Annotated in this window: 11 protein-coding genes; 1 reads left to right on the forward strand and 10 read right to left on the reverse strand. The window is 74.7% G+C overall.

Going from position 1 to position 11,557, the window contains the following annotated elements; all coding sequences use genetic code 11:
• Positions 1-19: 19 nt before the first annotated feature.
• The 7 genes from ACGFZL_RS03920 to ACGFZL_RS03950 all read right to left on the reverse strand — a co-directional run bounded on the left by ACGFZL_RS03920 (position 20) and on the right by ACGFZL_RS03950 (position 7,154).
• Positions 20-1,774 (reverse strand): hypothetical protein, encoded by a 1,755-nt coding sequence (locus ACGFZL_RS03920; protein WP_393688985.1) that lies wholly within the window; start codon positions 1,772-1,774, stop codon positions 20-22.
• Positions 1,771-2,556, reverse strand: a complete 786-nt coding sequence (locus tag ACGFZL_RS03925; protein ID WP_393688987.1) for a SigE family RNA polymerase sigma factor — start codon at positions 2,554-2,556, stop codon at positions 1,771-1,773. Before ACGFZL_RS03925 ends, ACGFZL_RS03920 begins: the two co-directional genes overlap by 4 nt.
• A 377-nt stretch (positions 2,557-2,933) precedes the next feature.
• The gene (locus ACGFZL_RS03930) at positions 2,934-4,001 is read right to left on the reverse strand and encodes an aspartate-semialdehyde dehydrogenase (protein WP_393688989.1); all 1,068 of its coding nucleotides are present in this window, start codon (positions 3,999-4,001) and stop codon (positions 2,934-2,936) included.
• Positions 4,001-5,281, reverse strand: a complete 1,281-nt coding sequence (locus ACGFZL_RS03935) for an aspartate kinase (protein WP_355174773.1) — start codon at positions 5,279-5,281, stop codon at positions 4,001-4,003. Before ACGFZL_RS03935 ends, ACGFZL_RS03930 begins: the two co-directional genes overlap by 1 nt.
• A gap of 205 nt (positions 5,282-5,486) precedes the next feature.
• Positions 5,487-6,146 carry a DUF5063 domain-containing protein gene (locus ACGFZL_RS03940; protein WP_393688992.1) on the reverse strand — a complete coding sequence of 220 codons (660 nt, stop codon included), beginning with the start codon at positions 6,144-6,146 and terminating at the stop codon, positions 5,487-5,489.
• The gene (gene recR, locus ACGFZL_RS03945; protein WP_355174777.1) at positions 6,139-6,738 is read right to left on the reverse strand and encodes a recombination mediator RecR; all 600 of its coding nucleotides are present in this window, start codon (positions 6,736-6,738) and stop codon (positions 6,139-6,141) included. Before recR ends, ACGFZL_RS03940 begins: the two co-directional genes overlap by 8 nt.
• A gap of 71 nt (positions 6,739-6,809) precedes the next feature.
• Complete coding sequence (locus ACGFZL_RS03950; protein WP_355174779.1) at positions 6,810-7,154, reverse strand: YbaB/EbfC family nucleoid-associated protein; 345 nt, start codon at positions 7,152-7,154, stop codon at positions 6,810-6,812.
• Between the two features lie 250 nt (positions 7,155-7,404).
• On the opposite strand from ACGFZL_RS03950, the gene ACGFZL_RS03955 reads away from it, so the two are divergent.
• Positions 7,405-8,193: an SLATT domain-containing protein gene (locus ACGFZL_RS03955; RefSeq protein WP_393688995.1), complete on the forward strand. Its 789-nt coding sequence runs from the start codon at positions 7,405-7,407 to the stop codon at positions 8,191-8,193.
• A 17-nt stretch (positions 8,194-8,210) separates the two neighbouring features.
• Here ACGFZL_RS03955 and ACGFZL_RS03960 read toward each other — a convergent pair whose 3' ends face one another.
• From ACGFZL_RS03960 to ACGFZL_RS03970, 3 genes are all read right to left on the reverse strand, one after another.
• Positions 8,211-10,319 carry a serine/threonine-protein kinase gene (locus ACGFZL_RS03960; RefSeq protein WP_393688997.1) on the reverse strand — a complete coding sequence of 703 codons (2,109 nt, stop codon included), beginning with the start codon at positions 10,317-10,319 and terminating at the stop codon, positions 8,211-8,213.
• 77 nt (positions 10,320-10,396) lie between these two features.
• Positions 10,397-10,879 carry a MarR family winged helix-turn-helix transcriptional regulator gene (locus ACGFZL_RS03965; RefSeq protein ID WP_393688999.1) on the reverse strand — a complete coding sequence of 161 codons (483 nt, stop codon included), beginning with the start codon at positions 10,877-10,879 and terminating at the stop codon, positions 10,397-10,399.
• Positions 10,876-11,505, reverse strand: a complete 630-nt coding sequence (locus ACGFZL_RS03970) for a DJ-1/PfpI family protein (protein WP_355174787.1) — start codon at positions 11,503-11,505, stop codon at positions 10,876-10,878. Before ACGFZL_RS03970 ends, ACGFZL_RS03965 begins: the two co-directional genes overlap by 4 nt.
• Between the last annotated feature and the right edge of the window lie 52 nt (positions 11,506-11,557).

Genomic DNA, 11,557 nt, shown 5'->3' on the forward strand with positions numbered 1-11,557 from the left:
CCCCCGTCCCGACGCCGGGCTACGCCACCGTCAGGATGCCGGTCCAGTACACCGTCCCGGCGCAGGCGTTCGGCACGCTCGTCGTCGTGCCGCCCGTGCCGGTCGACGGCGTGTAGCTGACCGACACGCCGCCGTCCACCGGGCCGTGCTCGGTCATCAGCTGGGTGGTCGGCCCGGCCTCGCCCTCCGTGCCGCCCAGGTCGGTGCCGCCGGTGCCGGTGGTGTCCTCGGTCGGGGTCGGCGGCGGGGTGGGCTCGCCGGTGGGGTCGCCCGTGCCGCCGCCCGGCGTGGGGCAGGGCTCGGAGGGCACCCAGGCGAACCGCACCTCGTACGCGCCGCCCGACTTCACGGTCAGCGCGGCGGACTCCAGGGACGGGTCGGGCAGCCCCGCGGCGGCGTCCCCGGCGGTGTGCCGGGCGGAGCCGATGCGGGCGGGGTCGGCCGCGCCCACCGGGGTGACGACCACGCTGCCGGGGCCGGTGACGACGCAGTCCGAGGAGGAGACGTTGGCGACCCGGAAGGTGCCGTAGACGGCGCCCGTGGAGTCGGGGGCGGCGCTGTTGGAGAACGCGGGTCCGAGCTGCGCCGGCGTACACGCGGTGGGCTCCGCCAAGGTGCTCGCGGAAGGGCCGCCGACGCCGGGGGGCGCGCCCGGCTTGGGGGCGGTGTGCCGCCGTTCCTCGGGCTTCTTCCCCGGATCGGCCGGATCGGCGCTCGCGCTCGGGCCGGCGGTGGCGGTACCGGCCGCGCCGCTCGGCCCGGCGCCCCGGTCCTTGCCCTGGCCCTGCGAGGTGCCGCCCTGCGCCTCGGAGGCGTTGCCGGCCACGGACGGGTTGGCGCCCGGGCCGCCGGACTGCGAGACGTGCACGAGGGCGGGGACGGCCGTGCCGATGAACAGCGCCGCGGCGGCCATCCCGACGACGGCCTGCCGCTTACGGGCCCGCCGGGCCGGCACGGCCCGCCGCAGGTGCTCCAGGGTCCCGTCGGCCGGCTCGACATCCCGAACGGCCTCGCGCAGCAGCGCACCCAGGTCCAGCTCGCCGGGGGCGTCGGGCTCCGGACCGCTGGGCTTCCGCTCGCCGGGGACGACGGGCTCCGGGCGGGTCGACTCCAGGTCCGCGTGAGCGGGGGACTCCGGGTCGGTGGGCTCCTCGCCGCCAAGGGCGTCGGACTCGGGGCGGGTCGGCTCCGGCTCACCGTGGGCGGTGGGCGCCGAACCGCCGGGAGCGACGGACGCCGGACCAGTCGACCCCCGGCCACCGGGGGCAACGGAGTCCGGGCCACTCGGCTCCTCGCCGCCAGGGGCGAGGGACTCCGGGTCGGTGGGCACCTCGCCGCCAAGGGCAAGGGGCTCCGGGCCACTCGGCTCCTCGCCGCCGACGGCGTCGGGGCGGGTCGGCTCCGGCTCACCGTGGGCGGTGGGTTCCGAACCGCCGGGAGCGACGGACGCCGGGCCAGTCGGCATCCGGTCACCGGGGGCAACAGAGTCCGGGCCACTCGGCCCCTCGCCGCCAGGGGCAAGGGGCTCCCGGCCGGTGGACTCCTCGACGCCGGCGGCGTCGGGCTCCGGGCGGGTCGGCTCCATGCCGCCGTGGGCGGTCGGTTCCGGGGCTCCGTGGGCGGTGGGGGCGTCGTTCACAGGTCCGTTCCCAGCTTGCGTGTGCTTCTGCGCCGGCTCCGTCGGCGCTCCCGGCTCGGCCGGCCCGACCGGCTCCGTGGGCACGACCGCCTCCGTCGGCTCGGGGCCGGGGCGCGGATCCCTGCCCTCGCTCATGCCTGCGCCCCCATGACCACCCGCAGCGCCGCGATCCCGCGCGAGCCGTACGCCTTCACGGAGCCCAGGGATATCCCGAGCGTCTCGGCGACCTGAGCCTCCGTCATGTCGGCGAAGTAGCGCAGCACCAGGACTTCGCGCTGGCGGCGCTGGAGGCCCTTCATCGCCTTGATCAGGGAGTCGCGCTCCAACTGGTCGTAGGCGCCCTCCTCCGCGCTGGCCATGTCCGGCATCGGCTTGGACAGCAGCTTCAGGCCGAGGATGCGGCGGCGCAGCGCCGAGCGGGAGAGGTTGACGACGGTCTGCCGCAGGTAGGCCAGCGTCTTCTGCGGGTCGCGGACCCGCTTGCGGGCCGAGTGGACGCGGATGAACGCCTCCTGCACGACGTCCTCGCAGGAGGCGGTGTCGTCGAGGAGGAGCGCGGCGAGGCCGAGCAGCGACCGGTAGTGGGCGCGGTAGGTCTCGGTGAGATGGTCGACGGTGGTGCCCTCCGCCACGGCGTCCTCGGCGCCGTCGCGTACGGCTGCATCCCGTACGGCACCATCCCGTAGACCCTCGACCGCACCGCCTTCGCGCGCGCCGTCGACCGCGCCCTCCAGCGGTGTGGTCATGCGGCCGGGCCGCGTCGCGGGCATGGGCGCGATCACCGGCATGCCACCGGCCGCGCCGGCCGCACGCGGACGGAGCGCCCGGACGGACGGGACGACGGGACGGACCGGCCTGACGGCCGCCCCCAGTGCGCTGCCGCGGGTCGCCGCGGTGAAGTCGAGTACCTCTGCCACGCCAGTTGGACACGCGCACCCCGGTCAGGGTTGTACGTGCCGGGCGTCACGTTCCCCCGCCCGTCGGACGGCAGCCCGCTTGACGGTGAGTCATACGCGCTCATGAGCCCCGCTCTTCCCTTATGTCCATGTGAACGGGCGTCCCCACGCCCGCCCTCGGCGTTCCCCTCGCCGACGACGCGTCCCCGCGCCCATGAATGGGTGACCGCAAAGACGCTCCCCGCCCTCCGCGCGGTTGCGGAGGGCGGGGAGAGAATCTTCTGATGCGACAGGTGCCGGGTACAAGTGGTCCGGACCATCTTCCCGATCACATCTCGTTCACCGGGTGCACAGACCGTCCGCACGAACCGTCGGCCGGGTCCGCGCCGCCAGACGGGTCAGCCGAACTCGGCGGCCACCAGCTCCGCGATCTGGGCGGTGTTGAGCGCGGCGCCCTTGCGCAGGTTGTCGCCGCAGACGAACAGCTCGAGGGCGGTCGGGTCGTCGAGCGCGCGCCGCACCCGGCCCACCCAGGTCGGGTCGGTGCCGACGACGTCGGCGGGGGTGGGGAACTCCCCGGCGGCCGGGTTGTCGAAGAGGACCACCCCGGGCGCGGTGGCCAGGATCTCCCGCGCCGCCCCGACGGTGACCTCGCCCTCGAAGCGGGCGTGCACGGTCAGCGCGTGGGTGGTGACGACGGGGACCCGCACGCAGGTGACGGCGACGGGGAGGCGGGGCAGGCCGAGGATCTTGCGGGACTCGTCCCGTACCTTCATCTCCTCCGAGGACCAGCCGTCCTCGCGCAGCGAGCCCGCCCACGGCACGACGTTCAGCGCGACCGGCTCCGGGAACGGCCCGGTGTCCTCGCCGACCGCCCGCCGCACGTCCCCCGGGTGGGTGCCCAGCTCGGTGCCGGCCACCAGGGACAGCTGGCGGCGCAGCGTCTCCACGCCGGCCCGCCCGGCCCCGCTCACCGCCTGGTACGAGGAGACGACCAGCTCGCGCAGCCCGAACTCGGCGTGCAGCGCGCCCAGGGCGACGATCATCGACAGCGTGGTGCAGTTCGGGTTGGCCACGATGCCGCGCGGGCGCATCCGCACCGCGTGCGGATTGACCTCCGGCACGACCAGGGGCACGTCCGGGTCCATCCGGAAGGCGCCGGAGTTGTCGACCACGACGACGCCCTTGGCGGCGGCGATGGGCGCCCACCGCGCGGCCACCTCGTCGGGCACGTCGAACATGGCGACGTCGACGCCGTCGAACGCCTCCTCGCCGAGCGCGACGACCTCGACCTCCTCACCGCGCACGGCCAGCTTGCGGCCGGCCGAGCGCGGCGAGGCGATCAGGCGGATGTCGCCCCAGACGTCCTTGTGCTGGGACAGGATCTGGAGCATGACCGAGCCGACGGCGCCGGTCGCGCCCACCACGGCGAGCGTCGGCCGGCCGCCCCGTCCGGTCCCGCCCATCAGCGGCCGGTGCCCCCGTAGACCACGGCCTCGTCGCTGTCGGAGTCCAGGCCGAAGGCGGTGTGCACGGCGCGCACGGCCTCGTTGACGTCGTCCTTGCGGGTGACGACCGAGATGCGGATCTCGGAGGTCGAGATCAGCTCGATGTTCACCCCGGCGTCGGACAGCGCGGTGAAGAAGTCGGCGGTGACGCCCGGGTTGGTCTTCATGCCGGCGCCGACCAGCGAGATCTTGCCGATCTGGTCGTCGTAGCGCAGCGAGTCGAAGCCGATGCCGGAGCGGTTGCGCTCCAGGGCGTCGATGGCCTTGCGGCCCTCGGTCTTCGGCAGGGTGAAGGAGATGTCCGTGAGGCCCGTGGAGGCGGCGGACACGTTCTGCACGACCATGTCGATGTTGACCTGGGCGTCGGCGATGGCCCGGAAGATCGCGGCGGCCTCGCCCGGCTTGTCGGGCACGCCGACGACCGTGACCTTGGCCTCGGAGGTGTCGTGCGCGACACCGGAGATGATGGCCTGCTCCACCTGCTTGTCCCCTACCTTGATGATCGGCGTGCTGCTGACCCACGTGCCCTGCAGCCCGCTGAAGCTGGAGCGGACGTGGATCGGGATGTCGTACCGGCGCGCGTACTCCACGCAGCGGTGCAGGAGCACCTTGGAGCCGGACGCGGCCAGCTCCAGCATGTCCTCGAAGGAGATCCAGTCGATCTTCTTCGCCTTCTTCACCACGCGCGGGTCGGCGGTGAACACGCCGTCGACGTCGGTGTAGATCTCGCAGACGTCCGCGCCGAGCGCGGCGGCCAGCGCCACCGCGGTGGTGTCCGAGCCGCCCCGGCCCAGCGTGGTGATGTCCTTGCTGTCCTGGCTGACGCCCTGGAAGCCGGCGACGATGGCGATGTTGCCCTCGTCCACCGACGTGCGGAGGCGGCCCGGCGTCACATCGATGATCCGGGCCTTGTTGTGGACCGAGTCGGTGATGACACCCGCCTGGCTGCCGGTGAACGACTGGGCCTCGTGGCCCAGGTTCTTGATCGCCATGGCCAGCAGGGCCATCGAGATCCGCTCCCCGGCGGTCAGCAGCATGTCGAGCTCCCGGCCGGCCGGGATCGGGGAGACCTGCTCGGCGAGATCGATCAACTCGTCCGTCGTGTCGCCCATCGCGGAAACGACGGCGACCACCTGGTTGCCGTTCTTCTTCGCTTCCACGATCCGCTTGGCGACGCGCTTGATGCCCTCGGCATCGGCTACGGAGGAGCCTCCGTACTTCTGCACGACAAGGCCCACGTGCGCTCCTCGCTCATTTCGTCTGTTTTCCGCAGGTACGTCCCTGTCCTGCGATCGGCTCATTTTACCGAGCGTCCGGCTTTCGCCCCTGCGGTATCGCATGGTGAGACTTGCCGCCGCTCAGGCTGGCTCATGCCCAGGGCACCGCAGGTCACTCGGGAAAGTGCCCTTAGTCACAGGTTCACAAGCAGGTCCACCAGCGGCGCTACTTGACCGGGCGCAGGCCCAGCGGGCCGCCGATCTCCTCCATCATCACCCGGCCCGCCTCCGCCTCCAGCGCGTCCTCGCCGAGGTCCTCGTCGGTGTCGAGGCCGTCGAGGGCGGCCAGCGGCTGGTTCAGGCGGACGTGGGCGACGACCGACTGCAGGGCGCGCAGGGCCGCGGAGGCGGTGGAGCCCCAGTTGGAGAAGTAGGAGAACTGCCACCACCACAGGGCCTCGGTGGTGCGGCCGGCGCGGTAGTGGGCCATGCCGTGGCGCAGGTCGGAGATGACGTCGGTGAGGTCGTCGGAGATGCGGGCCGGCACCGGTGCCTTGCGCGGCTCGTACGGGTCGAAGACCTCGGAGTAGACGTCGATGGGGTCGAGGAGGCGGGCGAGGTTCTCGCGGATCTCGTCCACGTCGGGCTCCGGGCCCGGGTCGGGCTCGTAGCGCTCGTCCGGGACGATGTCCTCGTGGGCGCCGAGGCGGCCGCCGGCCAGCAGGAGCTGGGAGACCTCCAGGAGGAGGAAGGGGACGGCCGAGTCGGGCTCGGCGCCCCGCGCGACCTCCGTGACGGCGACCAGGAAGCTCTCGACCTGGTCGGCGATCTGGACCGCGAAGTCGTCGGGATTCCGGTCCGTCGCGTGCAGCGTGGCGTCAGACATCTAGGAGTCGTCTCCCCTCGAAGGCGCGTCCGAGGGTCACCTCGTCCGCGTACTCCAGGTCGCCGCCCACCGGGAGGCCGCTGGCCAGGCGGGTGACCTTGAGGCCCATGGGCTTGATCATGCGGGCGAGGTAGGTGGCGGTGGCCTCGCCCTCCAGGTTCGGGTCCGTGGCCAGGATCAGCTCCGTGACCGTGCCGTCGGCGAGGCGGGCGAGCAGCTCGCGGATGCGCAGGTCGTCGGGGCCGACGCCGTCGATCGGGCTGATCGCGCCGCCGAGCACGTGGTACTTGCCGCGGAACTCGCGGGTGCGCTCGATGGCGACGACGTCCTTCGGCTCCTCCACCACGCAGATGACGGCCGGGTCGCGGCGCGGGTCGCGGCAGATGCCGCACTGCTCCTCCTGCGCCACGTTGCCGCAGGTGGCGCAGAAGCGGACCTTGGCCTTGACCTCCATCAGGGCGTGCGCGAGGCGCCGCACGTCGGTCGGCTCCGCCTGCAGGATGTGGAAGGCGATTCGCTGCGCGCTCTTGGGCCCGACGCCGGGCAACCGCCCCAGTTCGTCGATGAGGTCCTGGACCACGCCTTCGTACAACGGACTGCCGTCCTTCCTGTCATTCGTGCACTACGTACGGTAGAGGGCCGCGGGCCGCTGAGAAAGCCGTCTCAGAAAGGCAGACCCGGGATGCCGCTGCCGCCGCCCAGGCCCTGGGCGAGGGGGCCGAGCTTCTGCTGCTGGAGGGTCTGCGCGTTCTCGTTCGCCGCCTGCACGGCGGCCACGACCAGGTCGGCGAGGGTCTCGGTGTCCTCCGGGTCCACCGCCTTCGGGTCGATCACCAGGGCGCGCAGTTCGCCGGAGCCGGTGACGGTGGCCCTGACCAGGCCGCCGCCCGACTGGCCGTCGACCTCGGTCCGCGCCAGCTCCTCCTGGGCCTCGGCGAGATCCTGCTGCATCTTCTGGGCCTGCTGGAGCAGCTGCTGCATGTTGGGCTGGCCACCACCGGGGATCACGATCAGCTCCCGTCGCTTCGTGTCTGAGGGTTTCGTGTCTGAGGGTCCGGTCAAGGGTTTTACCGCTCGGCACGAGCCTACGTGCTCCGCGCGGCCCTCGCCCCAGCACTCGTTCGGGTGACACGGTGGTGCGCCTGGTACCTGATCACCGACCTCTTCCGGGCGGACGTGCGGCCGGAAACCGGCGCCGCGGGGTCCCGGGCGCGGTAGGAAGGGGGCGGCAGACGGTGAGCAGTGTAGGGAGTGCCGGGTGGGTCAGCCGGAGATGCAGCCCGAGGGGCCGCCGCAGGACGGGCGGGGCGGCGGCGAGGGGGCGGCCGGGGGCGGTCCCGCAGCGGCGGAACCGGGGGCCGGCGAGCGGCCGGGTGACCTGACCGGGCGGGAGTTCCCGCTCGGGGACTGGGGCCTGCCCGCCGAGCGGCTCGACGAGCTGTACCGGTGGGTGGAGCGGGGCGCCCTGGAGACGGCGGCCTGGTACCTGGCGGACCGGACGGGCAAGCGGCGCGCGGCCCGGCTGCTGCGCGCCGGGGCGGCGGCCGGGGCGGTCACGGGGGCGGCGCTGCCGTTCCTGGACGTGACCGGGGTGGTGGGCGGGGTGGCCCCGTGGGGCTATCTGGCGCTGCTGTTCGCGGTGGCGTGCGTGGCGGTCGACCGGTACTTCGGGCTGACGTCCGGCTGGATGCGGGACGTGGCGACGGCGCAGGCGGTGCAGCGGCGGTTGCAGGCGCTGCAGTTCGACTGGGCGTCGGAGAGCGTGCGCGAGGTGCTCGGCCCGGCGGAGGGCACGGCCGGCGAGGCCGCCGAGCGGTGCCTGACGGTGCTGCGGCGGTTCTCCGAGGACGTCACGGAGCTGGTGCGGGCGGAGACGGCCGACTGGATGGGCGACTTCGGCAGCGGCCCGGCACCGCTCGGCGTGCGCTCGGCCGCGGTGGGCGGGCCGCGCGCGGAGGGCGGGGCGGCGGGGGCGTACGGCCGCACGGCGCTACCGCACGGGGCCCGGCCGAACATGCCGCGGCAGCGTCCGCCCGAGCCGCGCTGAGGCCTCGCGGCGGGCGGTCAGTGGCGGGTGTACGTGAGGGTCTCGCCGCTGCTCGTGTTCGTGCGGCTCAGGTCGCCGTTCGGCAGCAGGCCGACCTCCGTCGGCTCGCCGGGCTTGCAGGTGGGGGACGGGCCGGACGCCACGGTGGAGGGGCCGATCTCCAGGGGCCCCGAGCCGCCCGGGTCGGCGGACAGCTCGGCCCGGAAGACGCAGTGGTACGTGGTGCCGCCGCCCGCGGGGCCGTCGGCGACGAGGGACAGCACGGTGTCGCCGACCTCGCCCTGCCGGATGGTCAGCTCCCTGGTGTGCGTGCCGGACGCGTTGTCGATGGTGGTGGACCAGGTGCCGAGGTAGTCGGTCGGAACGGTGCCGGGCGGGGTGGACGGGGTGTCGGTCGGGGTGGACGGCGTGGACGGGGTGCCGGTCGGGGTGGACTGCCGACCGCCGGTGTCGGTGGTCGGTGCCGGGGTGGCGCCGGCGGAGTTCGACGTGTTCTTGGCGTCGTCGTCCTTCTGGTCCCCGCTCATCAGCGCGTACACGGAGCCGCCCGCCCCGAGCGCGACGATCACGGCGACGGCGAGCAGCAGCGCGGTGGAGCGTCCGGTGCGGGGCGGCGGGCCATAGGGCTGCGGCGCGTAGGGCTGGGGGCCGTACGGCGGGGTGCCGCCGGGCGGGGGGCCGTACGGCGGGGTCGAGCCGAGGGCGCCGTAGGGGTGGTGGGCGGCCGGGCCGTTGGGGTCCCAGGGCGGGGCGTAGGCGTGGGCCGGGGGCTGCGCGTGCCCGGCCGGGGCGGGGTGCGGGTGACCGTAGGCGGGCGGCGCGGGGGTCGCCGGCGGGGGCGTCGCGGGGAGCTGCCCGGCGACCAGGGTGGGGAGGTGGTCGAGGGGGGCGCCGGCGGCGGCGTTGCCGGTGCCGGGGGGACGCGGGGGTGGCGGGGCGGCGGTGGCGGGTGTCGCGGGGTTCGCCGGGACGGGCGGGGTGGGCGGGGTGGAGAAGTTCGGCGTCGGCGGGGTGGCGGCCGATCCGGACGCGGTGGCGGCCGGGGCCGCCTGGTCGGGGGCGCCCGCGGAGCCGGACGGGACCGCGTCGGACGGCGTGCCGGAGGCGGGCGGGAACGCCGGGGCCGGCGGGGCCGCGGGGAGGGGCGGGGCGGCGGGCAGGGCCGGCCTGGGGGTGGGCGCGGGCAGGGCCGCCGGGCCCGGGGCGTCCGGGTTCTCGGTGTCCAGGAGGCGGACCGCGTGGCGGCCCAGCTGGGCCACGAGGGCGGCCGGCAGCCAGGGCTCCCGGGAGCGGCCGTCGGAGACGGTGTCCTGGGCGCCGGTGCGTTCGAGCACCGTGTCGAGGGACGGCCGCGCGGCCGGGTCCTTGCGCAGGCAGTCGCGGACCAGGTCGGCGAGGCCCTCGGGCACCCGGGACAGGTCGGGCTCCTCCTGCGCGATGCGGAACATCAGCGCGTGCACCCCGCTGTTGGCGGTGCCGAAGGGCAGGTCGCCGGTGGCCGCGTAGGCGAGCACCGAGCCGAGGCAGAAGACGTCGCAGGCCGGCGTGAGGGCCTCGCCCCGCACCTGCTCGGGCGCCATGAAGCCGGGCGAGCCGACCAGCGCGCCGGTGCGGGTGAGGCCGCCGTCGGTGACGGTCTCCAGGGCCCGCGCGATGCCGAAGTCGATGACCCGGGGGCCGTCGATGGTGACGAGGACGTTGGACGGCTTCAGGTCGCGGTGCACGATCCCGGCGGCGTGGATGTCCTTCAGCGCGTGCGCGAGCCCGGCGCCCAGGGTGCGCACCGAGCGCTCGGGCAGCGCCCCGTGGTCGTGGCCGACGACCTGCTGGAGGCTGGGCCCGGCCACGTACCCGGTCGCGACCCACGGCACGGCGGCCTCGGTGTCGGCGTCCAGGACGGGCGCGGTCCAGTACCCGCCGACCCGCCGCGCGGCCCGCACCTCCTGCCGGAACCGCTCCCGGAACTCCTCCTGCGCGGCCAGCTCCGCGCGCACCAGCTTCACGGCGACCGTGCGGCCCCGCTCCGACCTGGCCAGGTAGACGTGGCCCATCCCGCCCGCGCCGAGCCGGCCGAGCAGCCGGTACGCGCCGATGTGCCGCGGATCCCCGTCCCCGAGCTTGTCCATGTTGCGCCGCCTTCCCCCCGAACGTGAGCAACAGATCGAGGATAGTGCGAGGTGGCGCCCTGGGGCGGCGGTGTTGTCTACGGTTCCGTAACGGGTGGGTCGCTCAGCGCGGTCAGCACCTGGGACAGGCGTTCGAGGGCCGCCACCGCCTCGGCCAGCTCCGCGTCGGAGTCGTATGCCCCCGCCAGGCGGTCGGCGAAGGCCCGGTGCTGCGGGGAGATGCTCGCGTTGGCCGCGCGGCCGGCCTCGGTCGGCGCGAGGAGCTTGGCGCGGCGGTGCGCCGGGTTCGGCAGGTACACGGCGAGGCCGCGCTCGACCAGCAGGTCGGCGACGCGCTGCACGCTCTGCCGGGTGATGCCCATGGCCCGCGCGACCCCGGCGACGGGCAGCGGCTCGGGCAGCACGGCGCCGAGCACCTGCCACCAGGCGGCGGTCAGCCCCGCGGGGGCGGCCAGCTCCTCGGCGACGGTGAGGAACTGGCCGTTGAGCTTGAAGACGCCGAGCGCGGCCCGGCTGAGCAGGGCCTGCCGCGCACGGCCCGCATCGAGGGGCTCGCTCATCCGGCGGCCCCTGCCTGGGCTTCGGCCTCGGCCAGCACGGCGTGCGCCGCCGGGTCGGAGTCGTGGAACAGCCGGTACCAGGCGTCCAGCACCTTCCCCTCGTACACCCCGAGCAGGCCGAGGATCTCGCGGGCGAAGGCGACCGGTTCCGTGGGGCCCGCGGTGATCAGGCCCCGGTCGGTGACGGCGTCGGCCTCGGCATAGCGCTCGCCGCCCGCGTAGCCGGTCGCCGCCAGGTAGAAGGAGACGGCGCTGGTGTGCGCGCGGTCGTCGAGGAGGCCCTCGCGGGCGAGCCCCGCTGTGGCGCCGCAGATCGCGGCGACCGGCACACCTGCGGCCAGGTGCGCGCGGGCGGCTCGGGCGAAGGGGGCGAGGTCGTCGGAGGTGTCCCAGAGGGCGGCGCCCGGCAGGATCAGCAGGGCGCCGTCCTCGGGCCGCAGGTCGGCGAGGGCCAGGTCGGGCTGGACGCGCAGGCCGCCCATGGTGGTGACCGGCTCGGTGGTCGGCCCGACGGTGCGGACGGCGTACCCGGCGCGGGCGAGGTACGCCGTGGCGTGGCCCGTCTCCCAGTCGGCCAGGGTGTCGTACACGGCGAGGTGGATCTGCTTGCGGGCGGTGTCGGTCATGACGCCTCCTCGACTCGGGCGGTGCACCAAGGAACCTATGACAGAATTCTGT

The sequence above is a fragment of the Streptomyces sp. NPDC048182 genome (genome assembly GCF_043202555.1).
GTDB lineage: Bacteria > Actinomycetota > Actinomycetes > Streptomycetales > Streptomycetaceae > Streptomyces.